Annotated in this window: 16 protein-coding genes; 12 read left to right on the top strand and 4 right to left on the bottom strand. The window is 52.0% G+C overall.

The window, feature by feature from the left end; genetic code table 11:
* Positions 1–207: 207 nt before the first annotated feature.
* Genes FH974_RS04795 through FH974_RS04805 form a run of 3 tightly spaced genes read left to right on the top strand, consistent with a single transcriptional unit; the run spans position 208 to position 2,956 of the window.
* Positions 208–435: a FeoA family protein gene (locus tag FH974_RS04795; RefSeq protein WP_047883229.1), complete on the top strand. Its 228-nt coding sequence runs from the start codon at positions 208–210 to the stop codon at positions 433–435.
* Positions 435–2,714 (top strand): Fe(2+) transporter permease subunit FeoB, encoded by a 2,280-nt coding sequence (gene feoB, locus FH974_RS04800; protein ID WP_047883230.1) that lies wholly within the window; start codon positions 435–437, stop codon positions 2,712–2,714. Before FH974_RS04795 ends, feoB begins: the two co-directional genes overlap by 1 nt.
* The gene (locus FH974_RS04805; protein ID WP_047883231.1) at positions 2,711–2,956 is read left to right on the top strand and encodes a FeoC-like transcriptional regulator; all 246 of its coding nucleotides are present in this window, start codon (positions 2,711–2,713) and stop codon (positions 2,954–2,956) included. The genes feoB and FH974_RS04805 overlap by 4 nt, the downstream gene beginning before the upstream one ends.
* A 217-nt stretch (positions 2,957–3,173) precedes the next feature.
* On the opposite strand, the gene FH974_RS04810 is transcribed toward FH974_RS04805, so the two are convergent.
* Complete coding sequence (locus FH974_RS04810) at positions 3,174–3,608, bottom strand: HIT domain-containing protein (RefSeq protein WP_047883232.1); 435 nt, start codon at positions 3,606–3,608, stop codon at positions 3,174–3,176.
* Positions 3,609–3,841: 233 nt separating this feature from the next.
* Here FH974_RS04810 and FH974_RS04815 point away from each other — a divergent pair, with 233 nt between their 5' ends.
* A complete protein-coding gene (locus FH974_RS04815; RefSeq protein ID WP_047883233.1) occupies positions 3,842–4,447 on the top strand; it encodes a DUF924 family protein in 606 nt (201 codons plus the stop codon).
* A gap of 98 nt (positions 4,448–4,545) precedes the next feature.
* Here the strand turns inward: FH974_RS04815 and FH974_RS04820 are convergent, their stop codons facing one another.
* Entirely contained in the window at positions 4,546–5,565 is a 1,020-nt protein-coding gene (locus FH974_RS04820; RefSeq protein ID WP_047883234.1) for a GGDEF domain-containing protein, read from the bottom strand.
* A 164-nt stretch (positions 5,566–5,729) separates the two neighbouring features.
* Positions 5,730–7,460 (bottom strand): arginine--tRNA ligase, encoded by a 1,731-nt coding sequence (argS, locus tag FH974_RS04825; RefSeq protein ID WP_207103522.1) that lies wholly within the window; start codon positions 7,458–7,460, stop codon positions 5,730–5,732.
* A gap of 417 nt (positions 7,461–7,877) precedes the next feature.
* Between argS and FH974_RS04830 the strand changes: the two genes are divergently transcribed.
* Positions 7,878–8,471, top strand: a complete 594-nt coding sequence (locus tag FH974_RS04830; RefSeq protein WP_207103523.1) for a VOC family protein — start codon at positions 7,878–7,880, stop codon at positions 8,469–8,471.
* A 9-nt stretch (positions 8,472–8,480) separates the two neighbouring features.
* On the opposite strand, the gene purU is transcribed toward FH974_RS04830, so the two are convergent.
* Positions 8,481–9,314, bottom strand: a complete 834-nt coding sequence (gene purU, locus FH974_RS04835; RefSeq protein WP_207103524.1) for a formyltetrahydrofolate deformylase — start codon at positions 9,312–9,314, stop codon at positions 8,481–8,483.
* Between the two features lie 188 nt (positions 9,315–9,502).
* Between purU and FH974_RS04840 the strand changes: the two genes are divergently transcribed.
* From FH974_RS04840 to fadD, 7 genes are all read left to right on the top strand, one after another.
* Positions 9,503–10,006: a group I truncated hemoglobin gene (locus FH974_RS04840; RefSeq protein ID WP_053061691.1), complete on the top strand. Its 504-nt coding sequence runs from the start codon at positions 9,503–9,505 to the stop codon at positions 10,004–10,006.
* A gap of 124 nt (positions 10,007–10,130) precedes the next feature.
* The gene (gene yoaA / locus FH974_RS04845) at positions 10,131–12,089 is read left to right on the top strand and encodes a DNA repair helicase YoaA (RefSeq protein ID WP_207103525.1); all 1,959 of its coding nucleotides are present in this window, start codon (positions 10,131–10,133) and stop codon (positions 12,087–12,089) included.
* Entirely contained in the window at positions 12,090–12,791 is a 702-nt protein-coding gene (gene tsaB / locus FH974_RS04850; protein WP_047883238.1) for a tRNA (adenosine(37)-N6)-threonylcarbamoyltransferase complex dimerization subunit type 1 TsaB, read from the top strand.
* A gap of 161 nt (positions 12,792–12,952) precedes the next feature.
* Entirely contained in the window at positions 12,953–13,231 is a 279-nt protein-coding gene (locus FH974_RS04855) for a hypothetical protein (protein WP_047883239.1), read from the top strand.
* Between the two features lie 108 nt (positions 13,232–13,339).
* Positions 13,340–13,894, top strand: coding sequence for a Slp family lipoprotein (locus FH974_RS04860; protein ID WP_047883240.1), 555 nt, complete (start codon positions 13,340–13,342; stop codon positions 13,892–13,894).
* Positions 13,895–13,925: 31 nt separating this feature from the next.
* On the top strand, positions 13,926–14,870 hold the full coding sequence (locus FH974_RS04865; RefSeq protein WP_242551851.1) for an alpha/beta fold hydrolase: 945 nt from the start codon (positions 13,926–13,928) through the stop codon (positions 14,868–14,870).
* Between the two features lie 113 nt (positions 14,871–14,983).
* Complete coding sequence (gene fadD, locus FH974_RS04870; protein ID WP_047883241.1) at positions 14,984–16,672, top strand: long-chain-fatty-acid--CoA ligase FadD; 1,689 nt, start codon at positions 14,984–14,986, stop codon at positions 16,670–16,672.
* Positions 16,673–16,691 lie beyond the last annotated feature (19 nt).

Below are 16,691 nucleotides of genomic sequence, written 5' to 3' on the forward strand. Positions count from 1 at the left end.
GAATGGCTCCAGCCCGGTATGGAAAAACACGGTTTATTTTCTTATCTAGCGTCTACTTGGCGATATTTCTATCAGTGAAATCAAAGCTGCAATCAATGAACCCATAAATGGAAAGGGTTTATTGATTTAAAACAAAGCCAAATGTGTTTCAATCTGTAACATTGATAAAAATGAATGAAAATTATTACCATTTAAGGTGTTGGTTATATGAAACTGTCAGAACTTTCCTGTGGCAGTGAAGGTATCGTGACCGGGATGTCCGGCCTTTCCGCAGCAACCCGAAAGAAATTAATGGTGATGGGCGTATTGCCGAATACGCCAGTCGCTGTTGTACGTGTTGCCCCTCTGGGTGACCCGATTCAGATTCGCGTCCGTGGTGTGGATATCGCGCTGCGTAAGCAGCTGGCTGAAGATATCGAGGTAGAGGTCAAATAATGCAATACAACATTCTCACTGTCGGCAATCCAAACAGCGGTAAAACAACCTTATTTAATGGCCTGACGGGCGCTCGTCAGCAGGTGGGTAACTGGGCGGGTGTGACGGTTGAAAAGAAAACCGGCCGCTACGAGTGTGCCGGTGACAGTTTTGCCCTGACGGACTTGCCGGGGATTTACAACCTGGACAGTGCCAACGATGCCAACAGTCTTGATGAAGCCATTGCTTCTCGGGCGATTCTGACCACACCTGCCGATGTGATCATCAACGTGGTTGATGCATCCTGCCTGGAGCGCAGTCTGTATATGACATTGCAGCTTCGCGAACTTGGCCGTCCCATGGTTGTGGTGCTGAATAAAATGGATGTGCTGGCTCGCCAGCGTCAGGTACTGGATGTCAAAGGGCTGGAAAAAGCGCTTGGCTGCCCGGTGATTTGCCTGTCGGCGAACAACCTTAAACAAGTCAATGAGTTTAAGGTGAAGCTGCACAAGATGCTGGCGCAGGGCATTGCTGTGAGCGACTTCTGTCTGGATTACGGGACGCGTTTCGAGCAGGCAGTGATTGAGATTGAGTCGCTGTTTGACGGCCAGCAGTTGAAACCACGAGCGCAAGCTATCCGGGTGATGGAAAACGATACCCTGGTAATTAATAGACTGGATGACGAATCAAAGAACGCTGCGTGTAATGCCCGTAACCGATTGATGGTGGATCTGGATCCTGATATTCAGGTGGCGGATACCCGTTACAGTTATCTGCATAATGTTTGTCAGAAGGTGCGTCGCCAGGAAGGAAAACTGAGCCACAGCCTGAGTGATAAAATTGATCGGGTTCTGCTGCATCGCGCCTTCGGTATTCCGTTCTTCTTCATCGTGATGTACCTGATGTTTATGTTCTCCATCAACATTGGTAGTGCATTCATTGATTTCTTTGATATCAGCGTCGGCGCGTTGCTGGTGGACGGCGGCCACTACCTGCTGGACGGTCACCTGCCGGTTTGGCTGGTGACCGTGATTGCGGATGGTCTGGGCGGCGGTATTCAGACCGTGGCGACCTTCATTCCGGTGATTGCCTGTCTGTATCTGTTCCTGGCTGTACTGGAGAGTTCCGGTTACATGGCGCGGGCTGCCTTTGTTCTGGATAAGGTGATGCAGAAAGTTGGCCTGCCGGGGAAAGCGTTTGTTCCTCTGGTGCTGGGCTTTGGTTGTAATGTGCCGGCTATCATGGCGACCCGTACGCTGGAGCAGGAGCGTGAACGTAAGCTGGCTGCGGCGATGGCACCGTTTATGTCTTGTGGAGCACGCTTGCCAGTTTATGCACTGTTTGCCGCCGCTTTTTTCCCTGAAAGTGGCCAGAACGTTGTGTTTGCCCTTTATTTGCTGGGGATTGCCGCTGCCGTACTGACGGGGCTGGTATTGCGTCATACCATTTATCCGGGAAGCAGTGATAGCTTCATTATGGAAATGCCGGACTACGAGCTGCCAACCATGCGCAATGTTGGGATCAAAACCTGGCAGAAGCTGAAGAAATTCGTCATGGGGGCCGGTAAGACCATTGTGGTTGTCGTGGCAGTCTTGAGCTTCTTCAACTCGCTGGGTACTGACGGTACGTTTGGCAATGAAGACTCGGCCAACTCTGTGCTGTCTAAGGCGGCGCAGGTTGTGACTCCGGTTCTGGCCCCGATCGGTATTCAGGAAGACAACTGGCCGGCAACCGTGGGTATTATCACTGGTATTTTTGCCAAAGAGGCGGTGGTCGGCACCCTGAATAATCTGTATGCCCCATCACAGTCTGGTGAGGAGGCTGACTATTATTTGCTGGGAAGTCTGCATGAGGCAGTCGCGTCTATTCCGGCGAACCTGGCTGACCTGAGCTACAGCGATCCGTTGGGGATTACGGTGGGTGAGTTGGAAGATCAGGCGGTGGCTGCGGAAGAGCAGGAAGTCGATTCCTCGATCTTTGGCAATATTCAGGCGCACTTTACCGGCGCAGCCGGTGCGATGGCGTATTTGATTTTCATTCTGATGTATACCCCTTGTGCCGCGGCAATGGGTGCGTATGTACGTGAATTCGGCCAGAAATTTGCGCTGTTTATCGCCAGTTGGACCATGCTGATGGCCTACACGTTTGCCGGTATTTACTTCCAGTTGGCAACGTTTACAGATCATCCGATGGCCAGTGCATTGTGGATAGCGTTCTTTGTGATACTGAACACGGCCTTGCTGGTGTGGTTTAAGCGTCAGGGGCGCAAGCAGGCAGATGAACAGGTGTTGGCCGTATGATTTTGCATCAGCTTAAAGCGTACATCGAGCAACACGGGCGTAGCAGTCGTAAAGCAATGGCATCGCACTTTGCGATGTCAGAAGATGGCGTTGATGCCATGCTGGAAGTCTGGGTGCGAAAAGGCAAGCTGGGGCGTGAACTGGTAGGCTGTGACAGCCGCCAGTGCTGTCAGGGAGCCAGTGACGTCTGGTATCGTTGCCTGGCCGAACAAGAGCTTTCTGTAACTGTGGTGAGAAATTAACGCCAATTCGTCCTGTTACATACGGGATTAGTATTTACAGCGCGTCACTGACAAGAAAGGCAACCTTCGGGTTGCCTTTTTCAGTTTACTATTCCAGCTTGTTTGTTCTGGTTTCTTTTCTTTGGTGTTTCTGTTCTAGCTACGCTGCTTCAGTCGCTTTGTTTCGGATTCCCGGTAAGCTAGTGAACGTCGGCCGGAGAGTTAACTCGTGACTGGGTTAAAGCGCCGCGGCAACAAAACCGTCCAGTTCAGCCATCAGGGCCTGAAGCTCTTCCGCCAGAGCCTGCTGAACGGCCTCGGAACGCTGAGTGCCGTCCGTGTTTCCCCAAACTGGTCCTGGCCAGGCGATATCTTCTTTAAATCGCGCAATATGGTGAAGATGCAGCTGAGGCACCAGATTGCCCAACGCACCGACGTTAATTTTGTCGGCCTGAAATTGGGTCTCCAGTAAACCGGCAACAGCACTGGACTCACGCATCAGCTGGAATTGTTCTTCCTGCGGCAGGTGATGAATTTCTCTGAGCTCTGCTTTACGAGGCACTAAGATGACCCATGGCCCCAGAGCTTCTTTCGACAGGAGCACCCGGCACAGAGGGAAATCACCCAGTACTGTGGTATCTGCTTCGAGTCTCGGATGAAGTGAAAACTGCATTTCTGTATTCCTTAATTGTATTGCTCAGCTCACAGGCTGGGAGTTTTGCCACAGCCTATTGCGCTGGCTGAGGTAGGATAGAGGCAGAAGAAAAAATTATGATGCCAGTAAGATAGTGGCTATCAATCAGTGAGGCAATGATTGATAGCTGATAAACCTCGGTATTCATTCAGGGAATAGCGCAAAATTTCAGGTGGAAGGCGTTTTATTGTCTCCATCATCAAGGGGGAACCATGGTGGCAGAGTATCAAGAAGTATTGGATTTCTGGTTCGGTGAAGTGGGCGAGGAAATGACCGTTGAGGACCACTCTCAGCTTTGGTTCGGTGGCAGCCCTGAGACCGATGTGCTGATCACAAACCGTTTTCGGGATACGGTGAGCCGCGCTGGGCTCGGCGAGCTCAGTCACTGGTCGAAAGAGCCGCAGGGAACGCTGGCGCTGATTGTTTTGCTCGATCAGTTTACCCGCAATATTTACCGCGGGCTGGGCGCGGCTTTTCGCTATGACTCCTTGGCGCTGGCGCTGTGCAAGCGAGGTCTGGCCCAGAATCAGGATCTTGAATTGACACCGATTGAGCGGGTCTTTTTTTACCTGCCGCTTGAGCATTCGGAGGTTATGGAAGATCAGGAAGAGGCCGTATTTCGGTACGATCGGTTACGCCAGTCGGTGACACCGGCACATTCCCGGAAATTTGATGAGTTCTACCAGTATGCACTCAGTCATTATGAGGTGATAAAGCGCTTTGGCCGCTTCCCTCATCGTAATTCTGTTTATGGTCGCCTTTCCACTCAGGAGGAGCTGGATTGGTTGCACAAAGGCGGGCAGCGATTCGGACAGTAAGATACCCGGATTTCAATAAATTTATGTGATATAGAAAATTGCCCGGTTAAACCGGGCAATTTTTATTGTTCAAGACCTTAAGTAATCGGTTCAAGGCTTCAAGCAATCGGTAAGACCCGATTCCGTCCCAGTTGTTTGGCCTGATTGAGATATCGATCGGCGCGGGTGATGACCTGAACCGGACTCTCGTTTTTTTCGCTGCAGGCCAGCCCCATGGAAGCTGTGATTGGCTTCATTCGCTCACGAGACTTTTTATCCTGCAATGAAATACGCTCAATGGCTTTGCGCACGATCTCAGCCTGTTGGCGGGCTGCAGACAGTGACTGGTCGGCTAGCAGTACCACAAATTCCTCCCCGCCGTAACGGTAGGCAGTTGCGCCGTCCTGACAGCTGACTTTGAGCTGGCTGGCAACCAGCTTCAGAACCTGATCGCCCAACTGATGGCCGTAGTTATCGTTAAACGATTTGAAGTGGTCAATATCCAGCAGGATCAGGCTGAAAGGAACCTGTTTCTGACTAATGCTTTCTATGTCGCGGTCAAAGGCTCGACGGTTGTACAGCCCGGTTAAGGCGTCTTCGTTCGCCTCCTGCTGGCTTTTATTCAGCGCGGCGCGCAGGCTGGCGATCTCTTTTTGGGCAGAGTCGAGCTGGCCTTTGAAGTTACCTGCTGATTGGCGCAGATGGCGCGATTCTTTCAGCAGACCCTTCACCAAGTTCGTTGTTTCTTCGAGGGACAGCCCGTCATTTTCCGCTTGCTCCAGCTTATCGAAGGTATGTTCGAGGACATCCTCAAAGTCAGTCGTACTGCTCAGGGTGTCGGCCATGCTGTGCGACAGCTCCTGCATCATCGCGGTCAGGCTAAGTTTGATTTGCTGGACATCGCGGTCTGTTTCGCTGGCAAGGTAGGCCTGATAAAGCTCATCACAAAGGGTGGGGGTACAATGCCCCTGCTCGGCCAGGCTCTGGTCCAGTGCGGCATTCAGTGCCGGGTTTTGCTGGGAGGTATAGGTATACCAGAGTGCATAGTTGGTAGGAGTCGTTGGGACCTTGTGTTTTATCATCAAAGGCACTGTTTTTTTGAGTGTCTCTGTTGATTTCACAAAGCTGTCGTTACGCATAACCTTTATCCATGTTCAGCAGCGAGGAGGCGAGGGGATTATCCCCGTCAACATCCGGAAGGTGGATATCCATGTAAATGATACAGAAATAAAAAGCCTTCTAAGGATACCTTAGAAGGCTCAATAATATTAGCGAATTAGCACGTTATCGGTGCGACGAATTGTTACATGCGATCCAGGGTTTCGATACCCAGTAGGTCCAGACCTTGCTTGATGGTCTTGGCGGTCAGCAGAGCCAGCTTCAAGCGGCTTTGCTTAACAGCTTCTTCAGCGTTCAGGATTGGGCATGCTTCGTAGAAGCTTGAGAACAGGCCTGCCAGCTCGAACAGGTATGCACACATTACGTGTGGGTGACCTTCACGGGCAACAGTTTGTACGGCTTCCTCGAATTGCAGCAGTTTAGACAGCAGCGCTTGCTCTTTCTCGTCGGTGATCATAACTGGGTGAGTCAGGTCAGACTGCTCAACGTTGGCACGCTTGAAGATAGACGCTACACGGGTGTAAGCATACTGCATGTATGGCGCGGTGTTACCTTCAAACGCCAGCATGTTATCCCAGTCGAAGATGTAGTCGGTAGTACGGTGCTTAGACAGGTCAGCGTACTTCACGGCAGCCATCGCTACTGTTTTCGCGATGTTTGCTTTTTCTTCTGCATCCAGTTCCGGGTTCTTCGCTTCGATCAGCTTAGTCGCACGCTCTTCTGCTTCATCCAGCAGATCAGCCAGACGTACCGTACCGCCAGCACGTGTCTTGAACGGACGACCGTCTTTGCCCAGCATCATACCGAATGCGTGGTGTTCAAGCGTCACATCTTCTGGCACGTAGCCAGCTTTGCGAACGATAGTCCATGCCTGCATTAGGTGCTGGTGCTGACGGGAATCGATAAAGTACAGCACGCGGTCTGCACCCAGAGTTTCGTAACGGTATTTAGCACATGCGATGTCAGTGGTGGTGTACAGGAAACCGCCGTCACGCTTCTGGATGATCACACCCATAGGTTCGCCGTCTTTGTTCTTGTACTCGTCCAGGAAAACAACCTGCGCGCCGTCATCTTCAACAGCCAGGCCTTTCTCTTTCAGGTCAGCCACGATGCCAGGCAGCATGTCGTTGTACATGGATTCACCCATGACATCATCACGCGTCAGTGATACGTTCAGGCGGTCATAGTTACGCTGGTTCTGAATCATGGTTACATCAACCAGCTTCTTCCACATTTCAGCGCAGTATTCGTCGCCACCTTGCAGTTTCACCACGTAGTTACGTGCACGCTCTGCAAAGTCAGCATCTTCGTCGTAAAGTTTCTTCGATTCACGGTAGAAGGCTTCCAGGTCTGACAGTTCCATGGACACTTCGCCAGATTCTTTCTGAACGCGCTCCAGGTTAGCAATCAGCATACCGAACTGAGTACCCCAGTCACCGATGTGGTTCGCACGGATGACTTTGTGGCCCAGATGCTCAAGGGTACGTACAACCGCATCACCGATGATGGTTGAACGCAGGTGACCCACGTGCATCTCTTTGGCAACGTTTGGCGCAGAGTAGTCAACCACAATGGTTTTGGTCTCTTCTTTTGCCACACCCAGACGCTCGTCAGCCAGGGCTTTTTCAGCCTGCTCAGCCAGCCACTCTTTGCTCAGGAAGATGTTGATGAAGCCAGGACCGGCGATTTCAACTTTATCGGCGATACCGTCCAGATCCAGTTGCTCAATGACTTTTTGTGCGAACTCGCGTGGGTTAGTACCCAGTTGCTTGGCAACGCCCATAACACCGTTAGCCTGGTAATCACCAAACTGGGCTTTCGCAGACTGACGGACTGCAGCAGGACTACCAGCTGGGGCACCAGCGGCTTCCAGCGCCTGAGAGACTTTGTCGTTAATTAGTGCTTGAATGTTCACACGCATATCCTTCAAATTCGTTTGGAACGCCAGGACTGACTGGCGAGGCAAAAGCGTCACCGTATTCAAGGAACTGACCGTCAAAAATAATCACGCCCAATGGGCTTAAAGATAGCACCTAGGGTTCAGTGGATAACGTGAGTATTTTTGACGGGGCCGCCTCTGATTGCTCGGAGAGGGGGAACATCTTGAATACGTTGCTTGCATTGCCCTAATAATACCCACAAATTTAGGTCATTTGGCAAGGTATAAAGGCTTCAGTATGCGAATTTTTTTTTACTTTGTCCGATGGGTGAAAATTATGCAGGAAGCAAGTCGCCACAAGGCCTTTACAGACTTGACGGGGCTGTTGTTTAAACCCAAAACTATGGATAATTATGCGTTGAACGGCTTGGCTCGAAAAATTGGAGAAAATACATGCAGAAGCTTGAACAAAAGGGGCTGCTTCCGGCTCAGATGCTGGCAGATTTACCGGCTTTCATTGCGCGGATAGAAGCGTTGGCTGCCGAATTGGGACTGGCTTTGTCTGAGTTTCAGGCTGATCACCTTGCGTTACGGGTTAATGACTGGGAAACGGCGGAAGTCCTGCATCAGGCATGGCTGGCTTATGGCGATGAATGGTCGAACAACCAGATTAATGGCCGCCCCATTATTGTGATTGGTTTCCATGAACCGATTAAAGTCGGATGCTGGACCATTGAGGCGCTGGAGTTGCCGTATCCGGGTGACAAAGCATATCCGCAGGAAGGGTGGGAGCATGTGGAATTTGTGATTCCGTCTGATGCGGCCGATACCGATACTCTGAAGCTGGAGCTGGACGCAAGGTTCCCGTCCCTGGCAGCGCAGTGGGAAAATCTGACAGACAAAGGGATCAAAGTAAAAGCCAGTTCGCCATCTGGTGAGAAAGAACGTCTGGCGAACCCGACGTATGCCTTTAAGAAAGGCGGAGTCTGTATCAAACTCCACCCTTGTTCACTGAAAGCAGTGATTGACAGCGAAACTGACGTGTAAAGCTGCCTCTTACAGGATCACGGTACGGTTACCGTAGACAAAAACCCGGTCATCAATCACTAGCCCCAGGGCTTTGCTCAGTACCGATTTTTCGACATCCCGACCGGCACGTGACATATCGGTCGCGCTGAAGTTGTGATCGACCGGAATAACGTTCTGGGTGATGATTGGACCTTCATCGAGGTCATTGGTGACAAAGTGCGCCGTGGCCCCGATGATTTTGACGCCACGCTCAAAGGCTTGCTGATACGGCTTAGCACCAATAAACGCCGGCAGAAAGCTGTGGTGGATGTTAATGATTTTATGTGGAAACTGCGCCACGAAGTTGGGCGTGAGGATCCGCATATATTTTGCCAGTACCACGTAGTCGGGTGTGTATTGGTTAATGGCATTGAGCAGTTCCTGCTCGTGCTCTTCCCGGCTAAGCCCCTCATGACTGACATGGTGGAACGGAATATTGAATTTGGTCGTCAGATCGGCCAGATGGTCATAGTTACCGACAATGGCCGCTATCTCAATATCCAGTGTACCGTCGAAGGTCTTAACCAGAATATCCCCCAGGCAGTGCGCCTCTTTGGTAACCAGAATCACAACGCGTTTGCGGGCTGAGCTGATGAGTCGGCGATGGCTGCCGGCCGGCAGGGCACGATCCAAATCGTCAAGGAAGGTGCTGTCGTTGAAGTAGCCTTCCAGCTCGGTACGCATAAAGAACTGGTTATGAGCATGGTCCACAAATTCGTTGTTATGAACGATATTCAGCTGATGTTTGTAACAAATGTTCGTAATTTTACTGATCAGGCCGATGGCATCCGGGCAATCTGTCAGCAGTGTTTTCTTTTCCATGCTCTTCCTTGAACTAAACTGTAGTACGAGATCAATTGACCTTTCGGCGCGCCAGCGACGTGCGTACCGAAAGGTCAATGGTCTGGGTCTCTATTGATATTTACCTTGGATTGATTTTGGGGTCAAAACATAAATGTTGGGCAAAAGGATTTGGGGTATTCGTCGTGAGTGCAATACGAGGATAAACTATGTTTGTTCAACGCAAATTTTGTCTTAAATCACTCTGCCTGCTGGGACCATTGTTGGCCGGAACCGTGGCTGCGACTGTGTCTGCGGAAGAAGCAAAAGAACCAAGCCTGTATGACCGCCTTGGTGGGTTATCAGCCATTTCGGTTGTGGTGGATGATTTCATCAACGTCATGGTGGTCGATGACGTGCTGAATGCGAACCCGGCGATTGATGCCGCCCGCAAAAAAGTCCCGTCGCCGTACCTGAAATACCAGGTTACCTCTATGGTCTGCAAAGCCACAGGTGGGCCATGTGCTTATACCGGCCGCACCATGGAAGAAGCACACAGTCATTTGAACATCACCCTCGAAGAGTGGCAACGCATGGTTCAGTTGCTGCGGGAAACCTTCAATAAATATCAAATTCCTGAAAAAGAACAGGAAGACATGCTGGAAGTCGTGTATTCGACCAAAGCTGCCATTGTGAAATCGGCCGAGGGTTCGGATGACGCGAAATCGGAGTAACCGCGCACCTAAGCCCGGGAATCAGCCTGGGAATTAATGATGGTCGCCTGAGGGGAAAGTTGGCATAATGGGCAGTCAAGTTACTGTATAAATAACCAATACTGACGGCCACGATTCTGATTTTATGATTGCCAAGTTTTTTGCACCCGGAGGCGCTTTGGATAAAGCGATCCCGGGTTTTCAGGCGCGCCAGCCTCAAATCGATATGGCTGAAGCGGTTGCCGATGCTATCCAGACCGAATCCCAGCTGGTAGTCGAAGCGGGGACGGGAACGGGCAAGACATTTGCCTACCTGGTGCCTGCATTAGTCAGTGGCAAGAAGGCAATCATTTCTACCGGTTCCAAAAACCTGCAAGAGCAGCTGTTTCACCGGGATCTTCCGTTAATGACACAGGCGCTGGGCTTTACTGGCCGGGTTGCGCTGCTGAAAGGCCGTGCCAACTACCTGTGTCTGGATCGGATGAGCCGTCAGATTGCCGAAAGCCATGGTATCCATGCAGATCCCAAGCTGCTGAGCCAGCTGGTTCAGGTGCGCAGCTGGTCGTCCTCGACCAAAAGCGGGGATCTCGGTGAATGTGATGATATCGCCGAAGATAGCCCTATTTTACCGATGATCACCTCAACCAACGACAACTGTCTGGGCCGGGAATGTCCGTCCTATGATGAGTGTTTTGTCGTAAAAGCACGACGTCGGGCGATGGAAGCCGATGTGGTCGTGGTTAACCACCATCTTTTTCTGGCGGATCTGGCTATTAAAGAGACCGGTTTCGGCGAGCTGATCCCCGAAGCAGACATGTTCATCTTTGATGAAGCCCATCAGCTGCCGGATATTGCCAGCCAGTATTTTGGTCAGAGTCTGTCCAGCCGTCAGCTGCAAGAGCTGGCCAAGGACATTGAAATTGGCTATCGCACTGAAGCCAAAGACATGCGCCAACTCCAGAAAACGGCGGATCGCCTGCATCAGGCTGCGTCTGATCTGCGGATTGTGCTGGGCGAGCCGGGGTTTCGGGGCAACTGGCGAGAGGTGATCAATAGTCCGGCGGTACAACGGGAAATCACCCGTTTGCAGGATGCGCTGGACTTAACCCATGAAGTGCTGAAACTGGCCCTTGGCCGCAGTCAGCTGCTGGATAGTGCATTTGAACGGGCAACCCTGGTGAAAGCCCGTTTGGAGCGGGTGTGCGACACCAGCATCACTGGCTATTCGTACTGGTACGAATGTACTCCCCGCCATTTCAGTTTGCACATAACCCCGCTGTCTGTTGCTGACAAGTTTCATGAGCAAATCACCGAGCAGGGTGGTGCCTGGATTTTTACCTCTGCTACCCTGGCCGTGAACGACGATTTCGGGCATTTCAGCCAGCGTCTGGGTTTAAAACCGAAGCAGCAGTTTTCCCTGGAAAGTCCCTTTGATTATCAGCAGCAGGCCTTGCTCTGCGTTCCTCGCTTTTTACCGGAGCCAAATAGCTTTGGCCTGGCCGATCGTCTGGTCGACATGCTGGCACCGGTGATTCAGGCCAACAATGGCCGCTGTTTCTTCCTCTGTACTTCTCATCAGATGGTGCGTGATCTGGCCGAAGGGTTTCGTGCCCGACTGGCGCTTCCGGTGCTGGCACAAGGGGAAACCACCAAGCAGAAACTGCTGGCCGAGTATCTGGAGCGGGGGGATGCCCTGCTGATTGCCACCGGTGCGTTCTGGGAAGGGGTGGATGTTAGAGGCCAGGCATTAAGCTGTGTTATTATCGACAAACTACCGTTTACAGCACCGGATGACCCGCTGCTGAAAGCTCGGATTGAAGATTGCCGCCTGCGTGGTGGCGATCCATTTTCTGAAGTCCAGATCCCCGATGCCGTCATTACCCTGAAACAGGGAGTGGGGCGACTTATCCGTGATAAACAGGATAAGGGTGTACTGGTGATCTGCGACAACCGATTGGTAACGCGCCCATACGGTGCGGTTTTTTTACGCAGCCTGCCGCCGATTCCTCGTACCCGAGACGTGGAACAGGTCGGGCACTTTTTGTCTTCAATTAATGGCCAGCAAGCGCCGTCAGCCGTTGAAGACCAGCATTCAGAGGCTTGAATGAGCAACAAAATTCTTGCAGTAGATACTGCTACCGAAAACTGTTCTGTTGCCCTTTTAATGGGCGATGAAGTGATTTCACGTTGTGAATATGCACCGCGTGAGCACACCACAAAAATTCTGCCAATGGTTGATGAGGTTCTGGCTCAGGGCGGAATTACCCTGAATCAGTTGGATGCTCTGGCTTATGGCCGTGGTCCGGGCAGCTTTACCGGTGTGCGTATCGGCATTGGTATTGCGCAGGGACTTGCATTTGGTGCAGATTTGCCGATGATCGGGGTCTCGACCCTTGCCGCGATGGCACAGGGCACTTACCGCCTTCACCAGGCTGAGCATGTCATGACGGCAATTGATGCTCGTATGGATGAGGTATACTGGGGACAGTATATCCGTCAGGCTGATGGTGACTGGCTGGTACACGGTGAAGAGCAGGTGATCAAGCCAGAATTGCTGGTTGGCCAGATTGAAACGCTGAATGCGCGCTGGTTTACGGCCGGGACAGGTTGGGAAAGCTATGCTGAGGTTTTAGCGCAATTGCCAACAGAGGTCGTGAAAGGGTCGGTGCTTTACCCTGAATCTGCGGATATGGTGCATTTGGCGAAATTTGCTCTGGCCCGTGGTGAAGTGGTGGCCGCAGAATCGGCTAGTCCGGTGTATCTGCGTGATACCGTGACCTGGAAAAAATTACCAGGTCGTGAATAAGGCAATTTGACCACTATGCCGTACTATTAAAGCGGTATGGTGGTGGAATCCCCGGTCACAACTTAACTTATGTCTCTTTTCTCTTGAGTTGACGTAAGGGAAGGACTGGCTGGGGAGGGTGCCAATCCCCCATCTGTCGGTTTTCTTTCTGGATATTGCTTATGGTTTCGATTCAGCGTCTTCCGGTTACTCTCACTCAACCCAATTCCAGCACGAAACCCGGCAAGTCCCCTGCTGCGCCCGGTAAACCCAAAGCGGTGGCTACCGCGGTTGCCCTTTCTGTTCGTGATCCCCAGACCCTTGAGGATGCCCGTCAGCACATTCAGTATGATCAGCCGGAAGGTAAGCATCGCGAAGCCTTAGCTTCTTACCTTGGTGTGATGCATCAACAGCGTCGAGATGAACTCTCGGCAATGGTTGGTGTCGATGTGTATGTCTGATCCACTTGTGCTCTTCATTGTTTCTTAGCCATGAGGCGGGTTCCCGGCTTGCGGTCGCGAACGGTCCTGATGTTGCGCGCATATTCATCAATCAGGTAGGAATTCAAGATGTTTAGGAAGCTATTGGCTGGGCTGCTTACTGGGATTATGGTAGGCTGCGCCGCAGTACCGGAGAGCTTGCAGACGACCACCGATCACCCGCTGACGGATATTACAGCTTTGCACCAGCAGGGCACGCAGGCGGTGGGTCAGGAAGTGCGACTCGGTGGGATGATTGCAGCCATTCGAAATGATGCCACTGAAACCAGGCTGGAAATTGTTGCTATGCCAATTGGCCGCGATGGTAAACCCAAACCGGATCAAGCATTGCAGAAGCGGTTTGCGGCTTATGTCAGCGGATTTCTGGAACCCATGCAATATCAGCCGGGACGTCTGATTACGGTTGCCGGTCAGGTAAGCGGAACGGAATCCGGGCAGGTGGGAGATTATCCCTACCTTTATCCGGTCGTGAAAGCCTCCGGAGTCCAGCTCTGGCAGGTGAAACAGGAAGTCTGGCTGGATGACTTTGACCGCTTTTCCCATTGCGTTGGTGCCTATTGCCCGCCGGTGTGGATCCGGGACGGATACACCCGCGGTGAAATTCGGGAGCGTGTTACCCACTAAGCACTGGGCAAAACACGGAAACATACTGCGAATGGAACTCATGACACATTTCACGATGGAAAGTATTACGTTTCAGCTGGATGCGTTACGTCTTGCCGGACTTTGTTCGTGCTCGCCGGGCGATCAGGTCATAACTGACCCGCAAGCCTGGCCGGAGGACACGCACTGTTTGACACCGGATAAACCGGTGTTGGTGATGCTGCATGGCTGGCAGGACAATGCGGCCAGTTTCGCGCCGTTGTTTGAGCCGCTGGCGGATCATTTCCACCTGCTGGCAATTGACTGGCCCGGTCATGGACTGTCTCAGGCGAGACCTGACGGTAACTTCTACCATTTTGTCGACTACGTAGACGATTTGGCGCAGTTATTGAGTCTATTGCCGGTTAGTCGTGTGCATTTACTGGGGCATTCTCTGGGGGCGCTGGTCAGTACCTGTTATGCCGCCGCTTTTCCTGAGCGGGTTGCATCCATGGTATTGATTGAAGGGCTGGGGCCATTATCCGAGCCTCCTGAGCATGCCGCGACGCGACTGCGAGACGGGATTCTCAGTCGGGAGCGATACCGTAAACGTGCGTCTGTCCGACGGGGGATGACCTCTTTCGATCAGGCAGTCACATTACGGTGTGAGGTGAATGCGTTAACTCCCGAGCAAGTTATTCCGCTGGTGGAGCGGGCGACGTATTGTCAGGATTCCCGCTGGTACTGGCGCCATGATCCGCGGCTGCGTTGCGATTCGTTGTATCGCATGGCGGATGGGCATAGCCTGGCGATGCGGGCTGCGGTCAGCTGTCCGGTGCTATCCATTATTGGTGAGCAGGGTTATCAAAGCCTGCAGCTGACGTCAGAGCAACAGCAGCAGTGGCAGAACCTGAGCCAGACCCGGGTAAGCGGGGGGCATCATTGCCACCTCGAAAGCCCTCGGGCAACCGTTGAACATATAGTGTCGTTCGCGTCAAAATTCAAAACACTGGTCTGACAAGTTGGTGTTAATTAGTTGTTACTTGTGCTGTAATGCGGTGTAAACAGATGTTTGATTTTCCCTACAGCACAGCATTGGCCTCGCGCCAGAATCGATAAGGAGAGTGCAAAGTGGATAAGGTTTGGCTTAACCGCTATCCGGCAGATGTACCGGCAGAAATTAACCCGGATCAGTATCCGTCGTTAGTCGAAATGTTTGAGCAGTCTGTTCAGAAGTATGCCGATCAGACTGCGTTTATCAACATGGGTCAGGTCATGACCTTCCGTAAATTGGAAGAGCGTAGCCGGGCATTTGCTGCCTATCTGCAGAATGAACTCAATCTGCAAAAAGGTGATCGCGTGGCGGTCATGATGCCAAACCTGCTGCAGTACCCGATTGCACTGTTCGGTATTTTACGTGCTGGTTGTGTGGTGGTGAACGTTAACCCACTGTACACGCCGCGCGAACTTGAGCATCAGTTGAATGACTCCGGTGCCAAAGCCATTGTTATCGTGTCAAACTTCGCGCACACGCTTGAAAGTATTGTGAAAAATACCGGAGTGCAGCACGTTGTACTGACCAGCCTGGGGGATCAGTTGTCCCGACCGAAAGGGACATTGGTGAACTTCATCGTGAAGTACATCAAGAAGATGGTGCCTAAGTATCATTTGCCACACGCGACATCTATGCGCATGGCGCTGCGCAAAGGCCGCCGCATGCAGTATGTGAAGCCATTTATGTCCGGTGAAGATACGGCATTCCTGCAATATACCGGTGGTACCACCGGAGTTGCGAAAGGGGCGATACTGACTCACCGCAACATGCTGGCAAACGTTATGCAGGCGAAAGGGGCCTATAGCCCGGTCCTGACGGAAGGCCGCGAGCTGATTGTGACCGCGTTGCCGCTTTATCACGTGTTTGCACTGACGGTGAACTGCCTGCTGTTTATTGAAATGGGCGGACGTAACCTGATGATCACCAACCCGCGTGACATTCCGACGTTTGTGAAAGAATTGCAGCGCTACCCGTTCACGGCGATTACCGGCGTGAACACCTTGTTTAACGCTTTGGTAAATAACGAAGATTTCCACGAAATCGACTTCAGTAATCTGCGCTTGTCGGTCGGCGGAGGCATGGCTGTACAGCGTGCCGTTGCTGAAAAATGGAAGCAGATCACAGGCAATTACTTGCTAGAAGGGTATGGTCTGACTGAGTGTTCACCACTGGTGGCGGCTTACCCTTATGATTTGGTCGACTATAATGGCTCTATTGGTCTGCCAGTACCGTCAACAGAAGTACGTATTGTTGATGATGAAGGCAATGTACTGGGTAACGACCAGACAGGTGAACTGCAGGTCCGTGGCCCGCAGGTGATGCAAGGATACTGGCAGCGTCCGGAAGCGACCAAAGAAGTGCTGTCGGATGACGGTTGGCTGTCGACCGGCGATATTGTGCGTTTTGATGACGAAGGTTTCCTGCACATTGTTGATCGTAAGAAAGATATGATTCTGGTGTCCGGCTTTAACGTGTACCCGAATGAAATCGAAGATGTGGTCGCACTGAACAGTAAAGTGCTGGAAGTGGCGGCAATCGGTCAGCCGCATGAGGTGTCCGGCGAGGTGGTGAAAATCTGCGTTGTGAAGCGAGATGCCAGCCTGACCCGTGAAGAATTGCTCAGCCATTGTCGGGAGCATCTGACCGGCTATAAAGTACCGAAAATTGTCGAGTTCCGTGATGAACTGCCGAAAACCAATGTCGGCAAGATTCTGCGCCGCGCCTTGCGGGAAGAATCCGATAAGCAGGTTGCTCAGCAAGCCTGACGGACGAAAACGAATCCAA

Source organism: Photobacterium ganghwense (assembly GCF_017329545.1).
Classification (GTDB): domain Bacteria; phylum Pseudomonadota; class Gammaproteobacteria; order Enterobacterales; family Vibrionaceae; genus Photobacterium; species Photobacterium ganghwense.